Annotated in this window: 16 protein-coding genes and 1 other RNA gene; 16 read left to right on the top strand and 1 reads right to left on the bottom strand. The window is 50.1% G+C overall.

Annotation, left to right across the window (positions count from 1 at the left end; genetic code table 11):
* Window positions 1–136 precede the first annotated feature (136 nt).
* Window positions 137–1,933 carry an ATP-binding cassette domain-containing protein gene (locus tag GGR41_RS04845; protein ID WP_167660904.1) on the bottom strand — a complete coding sequence of 599 codons (1,797 nt, stop codon included), beginning with the start codon at window positions 1,931–1,933 and terminating at the stop codon, window positions 137–139.
* Between the two features lie 55 nt (window positions 1,934–1,988).
* Between GGR41_RS04845 and rnpB the strand changes: the two genes are divergently transcribed.
* The 16 genes from rnpB to lpxC all read left to right on the top strand — a co-directional run bounded on the left by rnpB (window position 1,989) and on the right by lpxC (window position 20,595).
* An RNA gene (rnpB, locus tag GGR41_RS04840) (RNase P RNA component class A) lies at window positions 1,989–2,384 on the top strand.
* 276 nt (window positions 2,385–2,660) lie between these two features.
* The gene (gene mraZ / locus GGR41_RS04835) at window positions 2,661–3,089 is read left to right on the top strand and encodes a division/cell wall cluster transcriptional repressor MraZ (protein ID WP_167660903.1); all 429 of its coding nucleotides are present in this window, start codon (window positions 2,661–2,663) and stop codon (window positions 3,087–3,089) included.
* A gap of 12 nt (window positions 3,090–3,101) precedes the next feature.
* Window positions 3,102–4,166, top strand: a complete 1,065-nt coding sequence (gene rsmH / locus GGR41_RS04830; RefSeq protein WP_167660902.1) for a 16S rRNA (cytosine(1402)-N(4))-methyltransferase RsmH — start codon at window positions 3,102–3,104, stop codon at window positions 4,164–4,166.
* Entirely contained in the window at window positions 4,166–4,465 is a 300-nt protein-coding gene (gene ftsL / locus GGR41_RS04825; RefSeq protein WP_077734655.1) for a cell division protein FtsL, read from the top strand. The genes rsmH and ftsL overlap by 1 nt, the downstream gene beginning before the upstream one ends.
* A complete protein-coding gene (locus tag GGR41_RS04820) occupies window positions 4,462–6,198 on the top strand; it encodes a peptidoglycan D,D-transpeptidase FtsI family protein (protein ID WP_167660901.1) in 1,737 nt (578 codons plus the stop codon). Before ftsL ends, GGR41_RS04820 begins: the two co-directional genes overlap by 4 nt.
* A 2-nt stretch (window positions 6,199–6,200) precedes the next feature.
* The gene (gene murF, locus GGR41_RS04815) at window positions 6,201–8,969 is read left to right on the top strand and encodes a bifunctional UDP-N-acetylmuramoyl-L-alanyl-D-glutamate--2,6-diaminopimelate ligase MurE/UDP-N-acetylmuramoyl-tripeptide--D-alanyl-D-alanine ligase MurF (protein ID WP_167660900.1); all 2,769 of its coding nucleotides are present in this window, start codon (window positions 6,201–6,203) and stop codon (window positions 8,967–8,969) included.
* The gene (gene mraY / locus GGR41_RS04810) at window positions 8,959–10,131 is read left to right on the top strand and encodes a phospho-N-acetylmuramoyl-pentapeptide-transferase (protein WP_167660899.1); all 1,173 of its coding nucleotides are present in this window, start codon (window positions 8,959–8,961) and stop codon (window positions 10,129–10,131) included. Before murF ends, mraY begins: the two co-directional genes overlap by 11 nt.
* The gene (murD, locus tag GGR41_RS04805) at window positions 10,128–11,591 is read left to right on the top strand and encodes a UDP-N-acetylmuramoyl-L-alanine--D-glutamate ligase (RefSeq protein WP_167660898.1); all 1,464 of its coding nucleotides are present in this window, start codon (window positions 10,128–10,130) and stop codon (window positions 11,589–11,591) included. The genes mraY and murD overlap by 4 nt, the downstream gene beginning before the upstream one ends.
* 59 nt (window positions 11,592–11,650) lie before the next feature.
* Window positions 11,651–12,784, top strand: coding sequence for a putative lipid II flippase FtsW (gene ftsW / locus GGR41_RS04800; RefSeq protein WP_077734659.1), 1,134 nt, complete (start codon window positions 11,651–11,653; stop codon window positions 12,782–12,784).
* Window positions 12,781–13,851, top strand: a complete 1,071-nt coding sequence (murG, locus tag GGR41_RS04795; RefSeq protein WP_167660897.1) for an undecaprenyldiphospho-muramoylpentapeptide beta-N-acetylglucosaminyltransferase — start codon at window positions 12,781–12,783, stop codon at window positions 13,849–13,851. The genes ftsW and murG overlap by 4 nt, the downstream gene beginning before the upstream one ends.
* Entirely contained in the window at window positions 13,848–15,257 is a 1,410-nt protein-coding gene (gene murC / locus GGR41_RS04790; protein WP_167660896.1) for a UDP-N-acetylmuramate--L-alanine ligase, read from the top strand. Before murG ends, murC begins: the two co-directional genes overlap by 4 nt.
* Window positions 15,254–16,201 (top strand): D-alanine--D-alanine ligase, encoded by a 948-nt coding sequence (locus tag GGR41_RS04785; RefSeq protein WP_167660895.1) that lies wholly within the window; start codon window positions 15,254–15,256, stop codon window positions 16,199–16,201. Before murC ends, GGR41_RS04785 begins: the two co-directional genes overlap by 4 nt.
* Window positions 16,202–16,215: 14 nt before the next feature.
* Window positions 16,216–17,010, top strand: coding sequence for a cell division protein FtsQ/DivIB (locus GGR41_RS04780; protein WP_077735028.1), 795 nt, complete (start codon window positions 16,216–16,218; stop codon window positions 17,008–17,010).
* A gap of 13 nt (window positions 17,011–17,023) precedes the next feature.
* Window positions 17,024–18,250, top strand: a complete 1,227-nt coding sequence (gene ftsA / locus GGR41_RS04775) for a cell division protein FtsA (RefSeq protein WP_167660894.1) — start codon at window positions 17,024–17,026, stop codon at window positions 18,248–18,250.
* Between the two features lie 94 nt (window positions 18,251–18,344).
* Window positions 18,345–19,544, top strand: a complete 1,200-nt coding sequence (ftsZ, locus tag GGR41_RS04770) for a cell division protein FtsZ (protein WP_077734665.1) — start codon at window positions 18,345–18,347, stop codon at window positions 19,542–19,544.
* Between the two features lie 124 nt (window positions 19,545–19,668).
* Window positions 19,669–20,595 (top strand): UDP-3-O-acyl-N-acetylglucosamine deacetylase, encoded by a 927-nt coding sequence (gene lpxC, locus GGR41_RS04765; protein WP_077734666.1) that lies wholly within the window; start codon window positions 19,669–19,671, stop codon window positions 20,593–20,595.
* Window positions 20,596–20,616: the final 21 nt, after the last annotated feature.

Here is a 20,616-nt window from a genome sequence, read left to right as displayed (position 1 = left end):
CTTAGTGTGATGCTCTCAGCACTATAGGGCTTTTTGTGTGGAGCAGGAAAGCTGATCAGCACCATCAGCTAAGCGCCCAAAAAACAGGATTGGAATCCTGTTTTTTGAGTGCTCATAAGCTGCATTTTTAAGGTGGTTATTGTTCTAATTTTTCCCAACGCTCAAAGAGTTCGAGTAGCTGAGCATCTAAAGTAGCCAGCTCAGCATGAATAGCCTCGGCTTTGGCATTACCATCTGCATAAATAGAGGGGTCGGCCAGCTGTTCAGCTAATGCGGTTTGCTTGGCTTCTAAGGCCGCAATTTTCTCGGGCAGCTCAGCCAATTCGCGTTCCTCCCAAGGGGCCAGTTTATTTTTGGTCGGTGCAGGTTTAGGCGCGTTTTTAAGGGTATCTGCCTTAGGTTTTTCTATAGCTGTAGGTGTGGTTGAAACAGTAGTCGGCTTGGGGCGCTGTGCCAACCAGTCGTCATAACCACCTATGTATTCCCCCCATTTACCGTTGCCTTCAGCGGCAATGACTTGAGTCACCACATTATTTAAAAAGGCGCGATCGTGACTGACGAGCATGACGGTGCCCGTGTATTCGGTAAGTAATTGCTCAAGCAGTTCCAGTGTTTCAATATCGAGATCGTTCGTGGGTTCGTCTAATACGAGTACATTTGTGGGTTGGGAAAACATGCGTGCTAAAGCTAAACGAGCGCGTTCACCGCCCGATAGCGTTTTGACTGGGGAGTGCGCACGAGCAGCAGGGAAGAGAAAGTCTTCTAGGTAGCTCATGACATGCTTGCGTTGATCACCAATTTCAATCCACTCGGTACCTGGGCTAATGGTCTCTACCAAGCTGGCGTTCTCGTCTAAATTGGCGCGCATCTGATCAAAATATCCAATGGTAAGCTGAGTGCCGTGTTTGACGTGACCATCAGTAGGGGTTTGCAAACCCAGCAAAATGCGTAGTAGTGTGGTTTTACCCGCCCCATTTGGTCCAATAAAACCAATACGGTCACCACGCATAATCACCGTAGAAAAGTCTTCGATTAAGACGCGGTCATCGAATTGCTGACGAATGTGTTCGGCCTCAATCACAATACGACCGGATTTGCGCCCCTCAGCAATGGCAAAGTTCACATTACCACTGCGCTCTCGGCGTGCGGCACGTTCGCGACGTAGGGCCTCTAAGCGCCGTACGCGGCCTTCATCGCGTGTACGTCGAGCTTGGACGCCTGTACGAATCCAGACTTCTTCTTGAGCCAGAAATTTGTCAAATTTGGCGTTTTGTTGGGTTTCAGACTCGAGCCATTCGGCTTTGCGTGCTTGCCACCGTGAAAAGTTACCCGGAAAGCTGAAAATTTGTCCTCGATCCAATTCAATGATGCGCGTGGCTACGGCATCTAGGAAGGCTCGATCATGGGTGATGACAATGATGCTGCCTCTAAATTGTTTGAGCTGTTGCTCTAGCCACAAAATGCCATCGAAGTCGAGATGGTTAGTGGGCTCGTCAAGCAGTAATAAATCAGGTTCATCTGCCATAGCTTTAGCTAATGCGACCCGTTTGCGTGTGCCCCCTGATAGCGTGTCTGTTAGGGCATCGCCATCAAGACCTAACTGATCAATCAGCGCACCCACTCGGCCTACGCGCTGCCAATCTTCGGTTTCAGCGTAGTCGTCACATAAGTAATCGTAAATGCTAATGTGGGGCGGTAAGTCGGGCTCTTGCTCGACGGTAGCAACACGCAAACCACTTTTAAACATAATTTCGCCTTCGTCAGGCTGAAAGCGCTGATCGATAAGCTTTAATAATGAGGATTTTCCAGTGCCATTGCGTCCAATTAACCCGCAGCGTTCGTTATCGTAAATGATAAGATCGGCTTCATCTAAAAGAGGATAATGCCCAAAAGCAAGTTGGACGCGGTTTAAGGTCACTAAATGAATAGACATAGGCGCATAAAAATAAAAATGAAATAGGGGCTTACGCAGGGTACAATACCCTTGTGGGGCAGGTCGGGCAATCGCGTTAAAGCATTTTAACGAGGAAGGTCCGGACTCCATAGAGCAAGATAGCGGCTAACAGCCGTCTGGCGACTCGCAAGACAAGCCAAGGACTAGGGCCACAGAGACGAGACTGCGTTGGGGGCATATTTATTATATATGCACTGGTACGGCTATCTCCGTACTGCTTAGTTGATTTTTTCAACTATAACAATGCAGGGTGAAACGCGGTAACCTCTATCTGGAGCAACATCAAATAGGCATGCGCGGGGTTATCCCCACAGGGCGGCTCGTCCCAGCATGCGGGTAGATGGCTCGAGCCCATAAGCAATTATGGGCCTAGACGAATGATTGCCAGCCTTCGGGCTTACAAAATCCGGCCTATAGACCTGTTCCACTTTTCTCCACGATTTGCTTCCCTGCAAACCGATCAAATGTTAATGATTGTAATAAATATATCGCCGCCTTATCTAAAGGCGGCATTTTTATTTTCATAAAGCACTTGCACTCGTTAGGGCAATACGTTGATTTATCAAGTTTTTTGACTAAGCCCATCCCTTAGCAGTGTAACCTAAGTGATTGTTGTCATTGCAAAACTTTGGTTTAGAGCCTTGACCAGTTTACAGGCATAGCTTAGAGTGGGAAAAAGTGGGGTTTAGTGTAAATGGATGGGGCCATGTTCCAAGGAAGCAGTGCTCTTAGTCTTGACGCTAAGGGTCGTTTGACGATTCCTACGCGTTACCGTACGACCTTATTGGTCGAGGAGGACGGTTGTCTTACGCTTACACGACATCCTGACGGCTGCTTAATTCTTTATCCCCGCTCAGTCTGGGAACAAAAGCGCGAGCAAATAGCGGCTTTACCTATAAGCGCGCGTGCTTTACAGCGTTTAATGTTGGGCTCTGCTCAAGACGTAGACATTGATTCAGCTGGGCGTATTCTCATCGCTCCCGAATTACGTCAGGCAGCGGGCCTACAAAAGAACACCATGCTTTTAGGTTTGGGCGGTCATTTTGAGCTCTGGGATGCTCAGTTGCTAGAAATCCGTCAAACTGAAGATCTAGCACAAGGGCTTCCAGAGGCACTAGAACAATTTTCACTCTGAGTCGGCTCGTTTATGGAACTCAAACATCGTTCCGTTTTGTTGGAAGCTACCGTTTCCGCATTGATTGCACCGCGTTTTAAGGCAAAACGTTGGTCGGCACTCGATTCGACTCTACCTCCGGTAGAGGGCACCTTCGTGGATGCAACCTTTGGCCGAGGTGGTCACAGTCGTTATTTACTCCAGTTTTTAGCTCCTACGGCTCGTTTGGTGGTTTTTGATAAAGACCCTACTGCCATAGAGTTTGCGCTGGCTTTACAACAAGAAGATCCCCGCGTCGTGGTGTGCCATGATGGTTTTACAAACATGGCTGCGCGTTTAAACGAACTGGGTATCGAACAAATTGATGGTGTCATGATGGATTTAGGGGTGTCATCACCCCAACTTGATGATGCTGAACGTGGTTTTTCTTTTATGCGTAATGGTCCTTTGGACATGCGTATGAATAACTCAACCGGCCCTACGGCCGCCGAATGGTTGGCTACTGCCGACCTAGATGATATTAAGGAGGTCATCGCAGATTATGGCGAAGAACGGTTTGCTTTCCAGATTGCAAAGGCGATTACAACACGCCGCGAATCCAGCCCGCTACACACCACGCATGATCTCGCCGAGTTGGTCGCCGGCACCGTCCGCACGCGGGAAAAGAATCATCACCCAGCCACCCGGACCTTCCAGGCTATACGGATTTACCTCAACCGCGAGCTCCAGGAGCTTACGGATGCGCTCCCGCTCACTCTAGAATTGCTTAAACCGGGTGGCCGCCTAGCGGTCATCAGTTTTCACTCTCTCGAGGATCGGATCGTAAAGCAGTTTATTGCTGCCGCTTCGAATCCTGCTGCGCCGTATGCACGTTTACCTGTAGCGCCACACGATTTGCCTCCTGCTTGGCTAGACAACTTAGGACGTGTGTTACCCGACACCACTGAAATCGACGGTAACGCCCGCTCGCGATCAGCGGTGTTACGCGTCGCAGAGCGCACCCCTGCTGCATTAACTACTGCTTGGCAAAGCCAGTTAGCCGAAGCGACTGCATACTTAGCTAATGCAGGAAGCTTTAAACGCGGGGGACGGCGCTGATGTTACGTATTGCTGTGCCTTTACTTGTTTTGGCAGTCATGATTTCTGCAATTAGTTTAGTAAAAACGCGTTATCATTCTCGCTCACTTTTTATTAAAAGCGAGCAGCTAAGCCTTCAGGCCCAAGAGCTAGATATTGCATGGCGACATTTGCAGTCCGATCGAGCCGAGCTTGCACGCCACGCTCGTGTCACTCAGATAGCTAAAGACCAGCTTAGTTTAGTGCCAGCCGAGCTCCCACGCACGATGTATATCCCGGGCAAACCCTCTGTGTTAATTCAAAGAGAGGGGCGGCCATGAGTGCGCGTGATCATAAAGTTAGAAAAAAACAGCCCGTCACTAGTGTCCCTCTATGGCGGGCTAGATTCGTTTTAGTCTGCATTCTTTGTGCGTTTGGAGTGCTTATTGCCCGTGCTTTGCAACTCCAAGGGCTAAATACAGAGTTCTTACAAGCCCAAGGGGAAAAGCGCTATCACCAAGAGCTCAGTTTACCGGCGATACGCGGCAAGATTTTTGACCGATCAGGCAAGGTTGTCTTGGCGTCTACCGTCTTAGTCAAAGCGGTGTGGGCGAACCCCCAAGACAGTGCTAAAGCCACTGACGAGCAACTCACCCAAGTGGGTGCCATCTTGAATCTTCCCCTAGCAGAGGTAAAACGCCTCATTGCAAAAGGCGGTCGAGAGTTCGCTTACCTTAAACGTCAAGTTGAAATGGACGAAGCAGAGCAAGTCCTAGCTTTAAAAGTGCCGGGTATCCATACGCGCGATGAGGTTCGTCGGGTCTATCCCGAGGGCGAGACCGTATCGCAAATTGTGGGTATTACCGATATTGATGGCGAAGGAACAGAAGGGGTCGAGCTCACTTTCAATACCGAGCTGGCCGGTCAAGCCGGTTCACGAAAAGTCTTACGGGATCGTTTAGGCCGAGTACTCGAAGACGTGGCAGAAGTCATTCCGCCTGTGCATGGGCAAGATTTATATTTATCCCTGGATGCGGGTATGCAGTACGACACCTACATGGCATTAGAAAAAGCCATGCAGGAAACCAATGCGAATGCGGCCAGTGCCGTGGTAGCCGATGTGCAAACAGGGGAAATTCTGGCGTTAGTGAATTTGCCTACGTTTAATCCTGCTCAACGGCATACCATTCGCCCTGAGTTCACGCGTAATCGTGCATTAACCGATACCTTCGAGCCAGGCTCCATCATGAAGCCATTTACAGTGGCTTTAGCTTTAGATATCAAACGAATTGGGTTAAATACCAAATTCAATACAGGAAATGGGCAGTACCGTTACCAAGGGCACACTATTACTGACGTTAGTCGTAATAATGGCGTGTTGGATGCGGCAGGTATCTTGCGCCGCTCTAGCAACATCGGCATGACCATGATTTCCGAGATCCTCACCTCAGAGGAAATGTGGCAGCGCTTTACGATGTTAGGCTTTGGGCGCGCCCCGCAAATTGGGTTTCCGGGTGCGGTAGCAGGGCGCCTACGCCCTTGGGATAGATGGCGCCCTATCGAGCGTGCCACCATGGCGTATGGCTACGGTTTATCCGTTTCATTGATGCAAATGGCCCAAGCCTATACGACCTTTGCCCGCAACGGCGATATGGTTTCCCTTAGCTTGATCAAACGCGAGACGCAGCCCACGACCATTCAGGTTTTTAGACCCGAGGTCGCGGTAGCAGTACGCCACATGTTAGAGGCAGCAGCAGGGCCCGATGGGGCGCGCTTAGCTCAAGTACAAGGCTACCGCGTGGCCGGGAAAAGTGGTACGGCTCGTAAGATTGTTGATGGAAAATACAGCAAATCGCTGTACAGAGGTTCCTTTGTTGGCTTTGCCCCCGTTTCGAATCCTCGCATTGTGGTGGCAGTCAGCATAGACGAGCCCAAAGGACATTATTTTGGTGGTCGAATAGCTGCTCCTGTGTTTGCTGACATTGTGGCAAATAGCTTAAGACGCCTTGAAATTGAACCGGATGAACCGGTGGACGCCTTGGTTGCCCTAGGTGCCGATCAGGAGAAAAGATAATAATGAACGCAATAACTATTGTAGATTGGTTAAAAGAACATCACGTTAAAGCGACAGCGCATTTATGTTTGGATTCACGCACTATTCAGGCGGGCGATGTGTTTTTTGCTTGTGCCGGGTTAGCAAGTAATGGCCATGACTACGTGCAGCAAGCGATCGCCGCGGGGGCGGCGGTTATCGTGCAAGACGATACAGCGTCATCAAACAGTTCAGTACCCACTTTGGTGGTACCGGGCTTACGTCAACAGTTGGGCGCCGTTGCCCACGAATGGTACGGCAAGCCTTCTGAGCACATGACTGTTATTGCCGTAACGGGCACGAATGGAAAAACCTCGAGTGTGCAGTGGTTGGCTGCCATGCTAAATAATTCCGGCGTGTCGTGCGGTACGATTGGTACGCTAGGTGTGACCTTACCCGATGGCACTAATTTAGGGGGCGCACTGACCACCCCAGATGTACTGACTATGCATCGTAGTTTGGCGGCTATTCATGCCGCTGGTGCAAATCTGGTTGCTTTAGAAGCCTCCTCAATTGGCTTAGAGCAAGGACGCCTTGATCACGTCCAGATTGATATTGCGGCCTTAACTAATTTATCGCACGACCACTTAGATTATCATCACACCCCAGAGAATTACGCCGCTGCCAAGCGTTTGCTCTTCCGTTGGCCCAATTTGCGTTTAGCGGTAGTGAATCTAGATGATGCCTTTGGTGTGCAGCTTAAAAGTGAAGCCCAAGCGCAGCGTATCTTAAGCTATTCCACCCAAGATGCGCAGGCCGATTTATTTGCCGAAGACATACATACCGCTGCAGATGGTCAAGTCTTTAGCTTGGTCGAAGCTCACGGCACAGCCCAAATCCTAACGCGTTTATTAGGTGCTCATAACGTATCTAATTTGCTGCTTGTCTCTGCGGTATTGCTAGAGTTAGGGTGGCCTATTTCTAAAATTGCGCGGTTAATGGCTACCTTAGGCCCTGTTCCTGGGCGTTTGGAAATCGTTAAACCCTTGGCGGTAGGTACGCATCGTCCGGCACCTTTAGCGGTGGTCGACTACGCCCACAGCCCCGATGCCTTAGAGCGCGCTCTGCTGTCATTGCGTGAAACAGCAGAGGTGCGCGGTGGCCGAATCTGGTGCGTATTTGGTTGTGGGGGCGACCGTGACAACTTAAAACGCCCATTGATGGGGACGATTGCCGATCGATTGGCAGATGAAGTCGTCATTACTACAGACAACCCACGCTCTGAAGATCCGCAACAGATTATTCAGCATATTGCGGCCGGCATGAGCTCGACTCCGCATACAGAGTTAGACCGTGCCCAAGCGATTTTACAAACCCTATGGCGTGCCGAACCCAATGATATTGTGCTGATTGCTGGCAAAGGCCATGAAACCTACCAAGAGGTCAATGGGCAACGCCATCCCTTTGACGACCGTCATTGGGCTGGCTTTGCCTTAACGTGGCTACGTGGTTTGTCTATTTCAACCGACACACGTACATTACAGCCTGGTCAGCTCTTTGTGGCTTTACAGGGCCAGAGCTTTGATGGACATGATCACGTACAAACTGCCAAGGAAAAAGGCGCTGTAGCCGCCGTGGTGGCTCATGCTGTCGAGGTTGACTTGCCGCAGTTTATTTTGGGTGACACGCAAACCGCCTTAACCAAGGCCGCGACATTATGGCGTCGTCGCTTTACGATTCCTGTGGTGGCTGTGACCGGCAGCAATGGTAAAACCACCACCAAGGAAATGATTGCCGCTATTTTTACGGCTTGGTTAGGCAGTAGCGATCAGTTTTTAGCGACAGCAGGCAATTTAAACAACCAAATTGGTGTGCCGTTGTCTGTACTGCGTTTACAACCTACCCATAAAGCTGCCGTTTTCGAGTTAGGCATGAATCATCCTGGCGAAATCTTGCCTTTGGCGCGTATTGCAGCCCCTACTATTGCACTCATCAATAATGCTCAGCGTGAACATCAAGAGTTTATGCAGACAGTGGATGCGGTAGCAGCAGAAAATGGAGCCGTCTTAGGTGCTTTAAACGAGCAGGGCATAGCAGTTTTCCCCGCAGACGATACCTACACCGCGTTTTGGCAAGAGTTAGCCGAGGGGCGCACTACACACGGTTTTGGCTTTAATAACGAGGCGCAGGTACGTGCTGATTCCATTCATGCAGATGCCAATGCCACTCAATTCAAGCTGATCCTCAACACAGAAACTGCCAATGTGCATCTTCCCGTACCAGGGGTTCACAACCTACGTAATGCCTTAGCGGCAGCAGCGTGTGCCGCCGCAGCGGGCGCGCCTTTAGCCGCTATCGTGGCTGGTCTCGAGTCTTTCAAGGCCGTCCAAGGTCGTATGCAAGTAAAACACTTGCCAAATGGTGTGCAGCTCATTGATGACAGTTATAATGCCAACCCTGATTCAGTCCGTGCCGCTATTGATGTCTTGGCACAATTAGAGGGTAAAAAAGTGTTGGTTTTAGGGAATATGGCCGAGGTCGGCATAAATAGTGGTGCCGTCCACTCAGAGGTAGGCGCTTATGCGCGCGAACTAGGTATTGATGTGTTATTGGTGCATGGTAACGAAGCCCTCAAGGCAGCAGAGGCCTTTGGCCAAGGGGCCAGCAGTTACGACTCACTCGAACAATTAACCCAGCAACTCTTAAAAGAAATGCCCGCTCAAACCTTAGTTAAAGGTTCGCGCAGTGCGCGTATGGAGCGTGTGGTTGCCGCGTTAGAAACGCATTTCGCGGAGACCCATTATGCTTCTTGAGCTAGCGCGGTGGCTTGCTGAATCCCATGTCCGCGCTTTTGGGGTGTTCGAGTACATTACCTTACGAGCCGTATTAGCCTGTGCCACCTCATTAATTATTGGTTTATGGAGTGGCCCCTGGGTAATTCGTCGTCTGACCGAATTAAAAATAGGTCAGGCGGTACGTAATTACGGTCCTGAGTCGCATTTGCAAAAAAATGGTACCCCTACTATGGGTGGGGTGTTGGTGCTGATTTCTATCGGTATTAGCACGATTTTATGGGCCGATTGGACGAATCGATTCGTGTGGGTTGTATTACTCGTCACGTTTGGTTTTGGCTGGATCGGTTGGGCAGATGATTATAAAAAAGTCGTGCACCGTGACCCCGAAGGCATGTCATCACGCCAAAAGTTTTTTTGGCAGGCATTAATTGGGATTGTGGCTTCGGTGTATTTAACGTTTGCGGTTTCTGCTCCGGATACAGCGGAACTGTGGCCTTTATTTAAAAGTTGGGTGCTTAGCGGCTTTACAATGCCATTGCCCACCCAAGCCGATTTGATCGTTCCTTTTTTTAAAAGCATCAGTTACCCGTTGGGGGTTTTAGGTTTTGCTGCATTAACGTGGTTTGTCATCGTAGGTTCTAGCAATGCGGTGAACCTAACAGATGGCTTAGATGGGCTCGCGATTATGCCTACCGTCATGGTGGGTAGTGCATTAGGTATTTTTGCCTATGTGGTAGGTCGAGTGGACTATTCCAAATACTTATTATTTCCGTATATTCCTGGCGCTTCAGAGCTAATGGTAATTTGTGCAGCGATTGCGGGGGCAGGTTTAGCCTTTCTTTGGTTTAATGCGTACCCCGCCCAAGTTTTCATGGGAGACGTTGGGGCGCTGGCGTTAGGTGGGGCCTTAGGGACCATTGCCGTTATTGTGCGCCAAGAAATTGTGTTCTTCATTATGGGTGGGGTGTTTGTAGTAGAAACGTTGTCAGTCATGATGCAGGTCACTTGGTTCAAATACACCAAAAAACGGTACGGTGAAGGGCGGCGGATCTTCAAGATGGCACCTCTGCATCACCATTTTGAGGTCAGTGGGTGGAAAGAAACCCAAGTGGTGGTTCGATTCTGGATCATTACGATGATGCTTGTTCTAATTGGCCTCTCTACACTTAAACTACGATGAAAGAGTCTGTCTTTACCACCTCTTCCTATGGCTACACACTTATCCTAGGCTTAGGGGAAACCGGTTTGGCTGCAGCGCATTGGTACTTACAACAACACTTGCCAATACGAGTGGCCGACACCCGGTTACACTACCAGGTGAAAACAGAGGCGTTGGCTCATCAGTACAATGATGTCGCCATCGACGTTGTATTAGGTGCAGAGGCACTCGACCCCAATGTACTAACGGGTATACAAACGGTGGTTATCAGTCCCGGCTTAGCGCCAACTGATCCGCAAGTAGCGCATTTGTTAAGCTTAGCTAAACGTCAAGGTATTTCCGTTATTAGTGAAATAGAGCTATTTGCTCGGGCTTTAACCGATTTAGCACGTACCGGTTATCGTCCTACCGTGTTTGGGGTCACCGGAACGAACGGCAAAACCACCGTCGTGCAGCTGACTAAATACATGCTCCAAGAAGCCGGCCAGTCTGTGCTTGCCGCAGGGAATATCAGTCCGGCGGCGCTATCCGCTTTGGCAGAGGCCTATGCTCAGCAGCAGCTACCGGATTACTGGATTATCGAGCTTTCCAGCTTTCAACTTGAACATACCTTTAGCTTAGCGCTGCAAGCCGGTGTGGTATTAAATATCAGTCAAGATCATATTGACTGGCATGGGTCAATGCAGGCTTATATTGCCGCCAAGGCTCATTTGTTTAGTATGTGCCAACACGTGATCGTGAATCGCGATGACCTTATCACATTCGCCATGCCTACAGCAGAGATGCAAGTACAAAGCTTCGGACTCGATCAGCCTGTGACGGCGTGTGATATCGGGTTAGGTCTTAACCAAGAGCAAGAATGGATTGCGTTGTCCACCGTGCAGACGGGGGCGCTAGAGTATGTATTACCTATTTCAGCATTGGCTCTAACGGGGCGACACAACATAAGTAACGCGTTGGCTGCACTAAGCTTATTGCGTACCACTGGCCTAGATTGGGATGCTTTGCTTCATGCTTTACATAATTATCATGGTGAGCCTCATCGCTGTCAGTTTGTGCGTATGGTGCAGGGGGTAAGCTTCATTAATGACAGTAAAGGCACGAATGTTGGGGCAACAGTAGCCGCTATCGAAGGGCTGGGCCGGTCTATGGTGCTCATAGCAGGGGGTGTAGGCAAAGATCAAGACTTTACCCCTTTAGCCGATGCTGTTGCTCAAAGTGCTTGCCGTGCTGTGATACTGATCGGACGTGATGCCGCCTTATTAGCCCGCGCCTTTGAGGCGCTAACTATCCCCGTTGTGTTAGCAATGAACCTCACTCAAGCCGTACAGCAGGCGTTTGAATTCAGTCAGGCAGGGGACACCGTGTTATTGTCACCCGCGTGCGCCAGTTTGGATATGTTCAGCAATTACATAGATCGTGGCCATCAGTTTGTGGATGCCGTCACTGAGTTAGCTTTGGACAAAGGAGAGGTGGCGTGACACGATCAGTCCCATTAAATCAGCGGGTTTTAGGAAAGCGGTCACGGGCACGGACTGCAATGCCTAGTATTGATATGCCATTACTGACGGTAGTGTGTATGTTAGCGGCCTTTGGCTTATTAATGGTGTATTCGGCCTCCATCGCCTTAGCGGATGGCCCGCAGTATCGTAATTATGGCCACTATTATTTTGTCATCCGTCATACGTTGTTTTTAAGTTTGGGCGCTGTGTTAGCGGGGGCAGCCAGTCTGGTACCGATGCGCGTCTGGGAAAAACTGGCCTTGCCCCTTTTTATCCTTGCTCTGGTGCTGTTGGTATTAGTGCTAATTCCTGGTGTAGGGCGTGAGGTCAATGGGGCACGACGTTGGATTCCCTTAGGAATAGTTAATTTCCAGCCTTCTGAGTTTATGAAGGTGGCGATGGTTATGTTTGCCTCCCTCTATGTGGTGCGCAAAAAGGAAACCATTTCCGAGTTTTGGCGTGGCTTTGTACCCATCATATTGGTAGTGGGTGCGGTAGGGGGACTCCTTATTTTAGAGCCCGACTTGGGGGCTTTTGTCGTGACAGCGTGTATCGCGATGGGCGTGGTTTTTATTGGTGGTATTGCCTTGCGCTGGATGATCGGTATGGTGGGTTTATTCGGGGGCGTTGGGGCCATTATGATTTGGTTTGCGCCGTGGCGCCGTGAGCGTTTATTTGTGTATTTAGACCCTTGGAAGCCTGAAAACGCCTATGGCAGTGCCTACCAGCTTTCGCACTCGCTTATTGCGTTTGGGCGTGGTGAGTGGACCGGTGTGGGCTTAGGTTCTAGCGTAGAAAAACTGCATTATTTGCCCGAGGCCCATACAGACTTTATTGTGGCGGTGATTGGCGAGGAGCTCGGCTTTGTCGGGGTTAGTCTGCTTATCATTGCTTTTGCTTTTGTGATTTGGCGTGCATTTGAAATTGGGCGTCAGGCTATCGCCATGGAGCGCTTATTTAACGCCATGTTCGCCCAAGGAATTGGAGTATGGTTTGGCGTGCAAACCTTTATTAATATAGGGGTTTGTTTAGGCGTATTGCCTACCAAAGGTTTGACCTTGCCATTAGTCAGTTATGGTGGTTCAGCCACAATTATGAGTCTCATTGCGTTAGCGATATTATTGCGCATCGATCATGAGAACCGAAACTTAATGCGAGGTATCCGTCAATGAGCCGTTCGATTTTGATTATGGCCGGAGGCACAGGTGGGCATATTATGCCGGGCTTGGCGGTCGCTCATTATCTACGAGCACAAGGGTGGCGCGTGTATTGGCTTGGCAACCCAGATCGCATGGAAGGTCAACTCGTAAAAGAGCACGGCTTTCCCTTGTTGCCCCTACATTTTTCCGGGGTGCGAGGTAAAGGGCTAAAGGCTCTATTGCAGTTACCGTTTCGTTTACTAAGCGCGTGTGTAGAGGCTCGACGGGCTCTGCAAGAGGCCCAGCCTAATGTCGTGCTCGGGATGGGCGGCTATGTGGCTTTTCCTGGTGGGATAATGGCAAAGTTAGCGGGTATCCCTTTAGTGGTACACGAGCAAAATGCCATAGGCGGTACAGCGAACCGCTATTTAGCTAAAATAGCGCGTCAAAGCTTAGTGGGTTTTCCTGGGGCATTACCTGGGGCCATTATGGTGGGAAACCCTGTGCGTAATGCGTTTACACGCCAACGTGCGCCTGCCGAACGTTACCAAGCCCGTAAAGGAACTTTACAAATCTTAGTATTAGGTGGCAGCTTAGGGGCCGCTCCTTTGAATAAAATCATACCCGCTGCACTGGCACAAATTTCGGCCCAGGATCGGCCTTATGTCGTGCATCAAACGGGTCAGGCGCACACCAAGACTGTCCAAGACAATTATGATGCGCTTCAGGTACACGCTCAGGTCGTCCCCTTTATTACAGATGTGGCTGCTGCCATGGCAGCGGCTGATGTCGTCATTTGTCGAGCCGGGGCCATGACGGTAGCGGAAGTCGCCGCTGTTGGGGTGGCGGCCCTATTTGTGCCATTGCCTCATGCCATTGACGATCATCAAACTGCCAATGCTAATTACCTTAGCGACTGTGCTGCGGCATGGCTGCAGCCTCAAGCCCAATTTACCGTGGAGTGGTTAGCCCAGTGGCTACAAACAACAACGCGTGCTGAACTGCAAAAGCGAGCCATCCATGCGCAAGAGCATTCATTTGTGGATGCAACAGAAAAAATAGCGAACACGTGTTTACGTTTAGCTAAAGGAAATTCATGAAACATCGTATTCAGCACATTCATTTTGTCGGTATAGGTGGCTCTGGAATGAGCGGCATTGCCGAAGTGTTGCTTAATTTAGGTTACGCCATTAGCGGGTCTGACATCCAACCGTCAGCTGTCACTCGTCGGTTAGAAAGTTTAGGAGCACGTATTGTTATTGGCCATGAAGCGGAGAATGTGAAAGGCATGGGCGCGATTGTGGTGTCCACCGCAATTGGCAATGACAACCCTGAAGTCCTAGCTGCCCGTGCGCTACGTATTCCGGTGGTACCGCGTGCGCTTATGTTGGCCGAGCTCATGCGCTTAAAACGAGGCATAGCCGTCGCCGGCACGCATGGCAAAACCACAACCACTAGCCTAGTGGCCAGCATTCTTGCTGTGGGTGGGTTGGACCCTACTTTTGTCATCGGAGGCCGTTTAAACTCAGCCGGTGCCAACGCCCGTTTAGGTCAAGGGGAATACATTGTTGTAGAGGCCGATGAGTCGGATGCCTCTTTCCTAAACTTGCTGCCTGTCATGGCGATCATTACAAATATCGATGTTGATCACATGGATACCTATGGTCACGACGTGGCACGTTTAAAAAGTGCATTTATTGATTTTACCCAGCGCTTGCCTTTTTATGGCAGTGCGGTGCTGTGTGTTGATGACCCCAATGTGAGGGAAATTATTCCGTTCGTGTCGCGTCCTGTGACCACCTATGGTATAGAAAACCCCGACGCGCAGGTACGAGCCGTGGGTATTCGTCATGTTGGTACCAAAATGTATTTTGATGTAGAACGCCAAGGCAGTGCAGGGGCTCTGCCTGTATTGTCTGTCAGTCTAAACCTGCCTGGTAAGCACAATGTACTGAACGCCTTAGCTGCCATAGCCGTAGCCACTGAGCTCGGTGTCAGCGACGCCGACATTGCGGCAGCGCTAGATACGTTTACAGGTGTAGGAAGACGTTTTACCCAATATGGCGATTTGCCCGTGCCCGAGACAGCAGGAGGGGGGCATTACACCTTGGTCGATGATTACGGTCATCACCCTAATGAAATGCAAGCCACCTTAGATGCTGCCCGTGGTGCGTGGCCCAATAGACGCCTGGTGCTCGCTTTTCAGCCTCATCGCTATACACGCACCCGCGATTGTTTCGAGGATTTTGTTCGCGTGCTCAGCCAAGCCGATGCCGTGTTATTAAGCGAGGTCTATCCAGCCGGCGAGGAGCGTATTGTGGCGGCAGACGGGCGTGCTTTAGCACGCGCTATACGCGTAGCGGGCCGTGTAGAGCCCGTGTTCGTCGAACAAATTAGCGATTTAGCCGAGTCAATCCAGAACTTTGTACGCGCTGATGATGTGGTGGTTTTAATGGGTGCAGGGTCAATAAGTCGTGTGGCAGGACAACTTAAGGAAGGACTATGAAACAGCTAGGCAAGGTTGGCGTTATTTATGGTGGGGTTTCTGCAGAGCGCGAGGTTTCTCTCATGTCCGGCGCTGGCGTCCATCACGCTTTAGTGGCGCAAGGGGTAGATGCCCATCTATTTGATACGAAAACCCAGAGTTTGGCCGAGTTAGCTCAAGCGCAATTTGACCGTGTGTTTATTACGCTTCATGGCCGTTTTGGCGAGGACGGGACACTACAAGGGGCCCTAGAGCTGTTGGGTATTCCTTATACAGGCAGTGGGCCAATGGCATCGGCATTGGCCATGGATAAAGTCATGACGAAACGCGTTTGGCTGCAGCAAGGCCTACCCACGCCTGAGTTTGCCGTCTTAAAAAACCAGCGTGACCTCGAGGGGTTATGCGATCGGTTGGCACTGCCTTTTATTATGAAACCTGCCCACGAAGGGTCCACCGTGGGCTTTACGCGTTTAGATCATGCCGATCAAGTTGAAGCCGCCTTTAACTTAGCCTATCGCTTTGATAGCTCGGTGCTTGCCGAGCGTTTTATTCAAGGGCGCGAATTAACCGTACCCGTATTAGGTAGTGCAGACCAAGCACGAGCCTTGCCTGTGATTGAAATTGTGGCGCCAGGCGGCAACTACGACTTTGAAAACAAGTATTATAGTGATGAGACTCAATACTTTTGTCCTGCCGACCTAAGCCCAGCGCTTACCGACCAGATTCAAGCTTTAGCGCGTGAGGCCTATTTGGCAGTGGGTTGCGAGGGCTGGGGCCGGGTAGATTTCATGCTGGATCAAGCTAATCAGCCTTGGTTACTCGAGGTGAATACGTCTCCAGGGATGACCAGCCACTCTTTAGTACCAATGGCGGCTAAGGCAGTGGGCTTAAGCTACGAGCAACTCTGTATCGAGATTGCACAAAGCGCGAGCTTGAAATTGAAAGCGGTGGCCAGAACAGCATAATGCAGCGTTTTTCTATGCCTCTTCTTTCAGTGAATTATCGTTGGCTGAACCAATTAGCCAACGGCCTTGCTGTGTTGGCTGTTATCGCTATAGTGACCAGTGCGCTGCTATGGCTGGCCCGTTTACCGTACTTTGTTGTGGACACGGTGAAAATCGAAGGGGTCAATAACGAGGCGCTAGTGTATGTCACCCCCGATGCGGTTCATGCCACCATTGCTGGGCAGTTAAAAGGAAATTTTTTTAGTATTAATCTAGATGAGTCCAGAGCGCTACTTGAAAAAGCCCCTTGGGTACGTCGAGCTCAAGTGCGTCGCGTGTGGCCAAACACCTTACAGGTTAAAATAGAGGAACAACAGCCTTTAGCCTATTGGAATGAATCCGATATGATCAACACATGGGGTGAGCCGTTTGCGGCAAACGAGGCCGTTATTGTCGAGGGAACTTTTTTACCCCAATTGCGCGGTCCCGCTAACTCCGAGCGCTTAGTCGTGCAACGTTACGCCGAGGTGACGCAATGGTTAACCCCTCTGGGGGTAAGCATCCAGCAGTTAAATTTAAGCCCGCGTTACGCTTGGGAGGTGGTGTTGTCGGATGGCATTCGTTTGCAGCTAGGGCGCGACCCTGCCGCCGATATTGCTGATCTGCATGGCACATCAGGGGCCATTGATTTTGCCGCACGTCTAGAGCGTTTTGTGCAGGCGTGGCCTACATTACACGAGCGCTTAGATGGTCGAACCATCCAATCCGCCGACTTACGCTATAGCAACGGATTTGCCATTAGCTTAGCGCCTCTTAAACCTACTGAATGAAATAGAAAATTTTATGACCCGTGATAATAAGGATCTGATCGTAGCATTAGACATTGGCACAAACAAAGTCGCTGCCGTGGTAGCCGAGGTGTTGCCAGAAGGGCGGTTCGAGGTTCTGGGTTTAGGTCAACACGAGTCCATGGGGATGCGTAAGGGCGTGGTCGTCAATATCGAAGCCACCGTTAACTCAATTCAGCGGGCGCTCGAAGAGGCCGAGCTAATGGCCGATTGTAAAATTGGTGGGGTGTATGCAGGCATATCAGGCAGCCATATACGTAGTCTGAACTCTAGCGGCATGGTAGCAGTCAAGGATAAAGAGGTAACGGCTACAGATGTAGCTCGAGTCATTGAAACTGCCCAAGCGGTCAATATTCCACTTGATCAACAAGTGCTACATGTGCTGGAACAAGAGTTTATTGTCGATGCCCAAGAAGACATCAAAGACCCTATCGGAATGAGCGGGTTTCGGCTCGAGGTGCGTGTGCATATTGTAACGGCCACGGTGTCATCCACGCAAAATATTGAACGCTGTGTACGCCGTTGTGGGCTAGAAGTCCAAGAACTGATGCTCGCGCCTTTAGCATCTAGTTTGGCGTGTTTGACTGATGACGAAAAAGAATTAGGGGTTTTACTCATCGATATTGGTAGTGGAACCACAGATATAGCTATATATACGGGTGGATCAATACGTCATACTCATGTTATTCCTATAGCTGGAGACCAAATTACGAATGATATCGCAACGATGTTGCGTACCCCTATGCCCGATGCCGAGGAAATTAAGCTGCGCTATGGTTTAGCGCGCGAGGATATCGCCGGGCCCGAAGAGCTTATCGAGGTTCCTGGTCTAGGTGACCGCCCTAATCGTCAAGTCAAACGTCATGCATTGGGGGCCGTCATCGAGCCTCGGGTCGAAGAGCTTTTCCAGTTGGTACAGCAAAGCGTGCGCGAATCTGGGTACGAAGACTTACTGGCTTCGGGGGTAGTCATTACGGGCGGTACGGCATTATTGCCGGGTATCGCTGAGGTAGCAGAAGACGTTTTTTTAAAACCGGTGCGTGTCGCCATGCCCATTTATCAAGGTAGCTTGGCTGACATGATGCGCAACCCACGTTTCTCTACCGCCATGGGTTTATTGTGCCAAGCACGTCAAGAGCATGGCCAAGGTCGCAAAGTCACCCGTAAAGAGGGGCGATTTAAAAGTATGGTTGCAAAAGCCAAAGAATGGTTTATGAATTAACAGCCAGACTTTGCTAAAAAGGATAATTGCAGTAAATGTGGTTTATCGGGGAGGCAAGACGTTTTCTTGCCAATATTAAAGCGAGGGAATCTAAATGATGAACTTTGAAATACTAGATACCAACGGTAATTCAACCGTTATTAAGGTAATCGGGGTAGGTGGCGCAGGTGGAAATGCGGTCACACATATGATTCATTCAGGTGTGCAAGGCGTTGAGTTTATTTGTGCCAATACAGATGCGCAGGCTCTAGCCAGCAGCGAAGCACCTATTCAAATTGCTCTAGGTCGATCTGGCCTTGGGGCAGGGGCCAAGCCAGAACAAGGCCGAGCGGCAGCAGAAACAGCCCGTGACGAAATCCGCAAGGTATTGGATGGCGCCCATATGGTGTTTATCACGGCCGGTATGGGTGGCGGCACTGGAACTGGGGCCAGCCCTATTGTGGCTGAAGTCGCCAAAGAATTAGGCATCCTCACTGTGGGAGTGGTAACTAAACCCTTCCACTTCGAAGGACGCCGACGTATGGATACGGCAAACTCCGGTATTGCCGAGCTATCCAAACATGTACATTCATTAATCGTGGTGTTAAATGAAAACCTCTACGACTTAATGGACGATGACGCAACCCAAGAAGACTGCTTTAAAGTCGCTGATGATGTGTTACATAATGCATGTGCAGGGATTGCCGAAATTATTAACGTCGAAGGTAACGTTAACGTTGACTTCGAAGACGTAAAAACCATTATGGGCGAACAAGGTCAAGCCATGATGGGTATTGCGGTAGCTTCTGGCGAAGGCCGTGCCCGCGAGGCAGCAGAGCGTGCTATTGCCTGCCCATTACTCGAAGGCGTCGATTTACATGGCGCACGTGGTGTGTTGGTTAACATCACAGCCGGTCGTGATCTTAAATTGCGTGAAACACGTGAAATTATGGATATTATCCAAAGTTACGCTGCAGAAGACGCACACGTTATCTTTGGTACGGCCTACGATGACAGCATGGGTGATAGCCTACGTGTAACAGTGGTAGCAACTGGCCTAGGTCGTCAACAAGCACGTCCTCAGTTGGTTCAAACACCCGTTGCAGAGCCGGTATTACGCACAGGAACGGATAACGAACCGACTTTAGCCGAAACCATTGCTCCTAAAGAGCCGGAAGCCGAGGTCACCCCACCTTCCATTCCATCGGTTATGCGTACACGCAACACCGAAGCTTCTTCGCAAGTACGAGCCTTAGAAACGTCCGGTATGGATCGTTTCGATATTCCAACGTACTTACGCAAGCAAGCCGACTAATCACCTAACCCCGATAGGTGAGCTCTCGCAGGTCAGTTAGATACATTATCTAACTGACCCTCTGAGCCAGTTCGTCTAGTATGTTTTATAATAACGGGTGTTATAGTCTTTATTTTCATTATCTATGTTACGTCAGCGCACCTTATCTACCGTTGTCAGCACTAAAGGAATCGGCTTGCATTCGGGTCGTTTAGTAGAAATTACTTTGCGTCCAGCCGAGCCAAACACAGGTATTGTGTTTCATCGTACTGACCTCGATCCGGTGGTGACCATCCCTGCCCAAGCACAGTATGTAGGGGGGACAACCATGGCCTCTGTCTTACAAAAAGACGGTGTCCGTGTTTCTACCGTAGAGCACTTGATGTCTGCCTTAGCTGGCCTAGGTATTGATAATTTACACATAGATATTTCTGCCGAAGAAGTTCCCATTATGGACGGCAGTGCCGGAACGTTTGTGTATTTACTGCGTTCAGCTGGCCTCCAGGAACAGTCCGTAGCCAAGCAGTTTTTACGTGTTTTAAAACCCATCGAGGTCCGAGAGGGCGAAGGCGATCAGGTCAAGTGGGCCCGACTCGAGCCCTACGACGGCTATTGCTTACAGTTTTCCATTGATTTCCAGCACCCTGCCATTGATGCCACAGCAAACTTTGCCGAGGTCGATTTTGCAAAAGACTCCTACGTCAAAACCGTAGCCAGAGCGCGTACTTTTGGTTTTGCTAGCGAGGTCGAGGCCATGCGTGCTGCAGGTCTAGCACGGGGTGGCAGTTTGGATAATGCCATTGTGATGGACGAGTTTCGTGTTCTCAATGCTGATGGCTTGCGTTACGAGGACGAGTTTGTAAAACACAAAATCTTAGATGCCATTGGTGATTTATACCTAATTGGTCATCCTTTAGTAGCACGTTATGTCGCGTGTAAGTCAGGTCATGGTTTGAACAACCAATTAGCTCGTGCGTTGTTGGCAGCGTCTGACAGTTGGGAACTTGTTACCTACACCGAAGAAGCGCCGGCCTCCGTGCCGTATGTGCGCGAATGGAAACACGCTTATTAATCAAGCATGGTGAAAGGCTGG

This window comes from Paenalcaligenes hominis, assembly GCF_011927625.1.
In the GTDB taxonomy this organism is placed as follows: Bacteria; Pseudomonadota; Gammaproteobacteria; order Burkholderiales; family Burkholderiaceae_B; genus Paenalcaligenes; species Paenalcaligenes hominis.
The sequence above is the reverse complement of the archived record's forward strand: the minus strand, read 5'-3'. Positions and strand labels throughout refer to the sequence as shown.

Coding starts and splice junctions, on each gene's coding strand:
- ftsA (WP_167660894.1), top strand. CDS start 17,024: ATGACCCGTGATAATAAGGATCTGATCGTAGCATTAGACATTGGCACA.
- murF (WP_167660900.1), top strand. CDS start 6,201: ATGAACGCAATAACTATTGTAGATTGGTTAAAAGAACATCACGTTAAA.
- rsmH (WP_167660902.1), top strand. CDS start 3,102: ATGGAACTCAAACATCGTTCCGTTTTGTTGGAAGCTACCGTTTCCGCA.
- ftsW (WP_077734659.1), top strand. CDS start 11,651: ATGCCTAGTATTGATATGCCATTACTGACGGTAGTGTGTATGTTAGCG.
- murD (WP_167660898.1), top strand. CDS start 10,128: ATGAAAGAGTCTGTCTTTACCACCTCTTCCTATGGCTACACACTTATC.
- ftsL (WP_077734655.1), top strand. CDS start 4,166: ATGTTACGTATTGCTGTGCCTTTACTTGTTTTGGCAGTCATGATTTCT.
- GGR41_RS04845 (WP_167660904.1), bottom strand. CDS start 1,933: ATGTCTATTCATTTAGTGACCTTAAACCGCGTCCAACTTGCTTTTGGG.
- mraY (WP_167660899.1), top strand. CDS start 8,959: ATGCTTCTTGAGCTAGCGCGGTGGCTTGCTGAATCCCATGTCCGCGCT.
- mraZ (WP_167660903.1), top strand. CDS start 2,661: ATGTTCCAAGGAAGCAGTGCTCTTAGTCTTGACGCTAAGGGTCGTTTG.
- ftsZ (WP_077734665.1), top strand. CDS start 18,345: ATGATGAACTTTGAAATACTAGATACCAACGGTAATTCAACCGTTATT.
- murG (WP_167660897.1), top strand. CDS start 12,781: ATGAGCCGTTCGATTTTGATTATGGCCGGAGGCACAGGTGGGCATATT.
- GGR41_RS04780 (WP_077735028.1), top strand. CDS start 16,216: ATGCCTCTTCTTTCAGTGAATTATCGTTGGCTGAACCAATTAGCCAAC.
- lpxC (WP_077734666.1), top strand. CDS start 19,669: ATGTTACGTCAGCGCACCTTATCTACCGTTGTCAGCACTAAAGGAATC.
- murC (WP_167660896.1), top strand. CDS start 13,848: ATGAAACATCGTATTCAGCACATTCATTTTGTCGGTATAGGTGGCTCT.
- GGR41_RS04820 (WP_167660901.1), top strand. CDS start 4,462: ATGAGTGCGCGTGATCATAAAGTTAGAAAAAAACAGCCCGTCACTAGT.
- GGR41_RS04785 (WP_167660895.1), top strand. CDS start 15,254: ATGAAACAGCTAGGCAAGGTTGGCGTTATTTATGGTGGGGTTTCTGCA.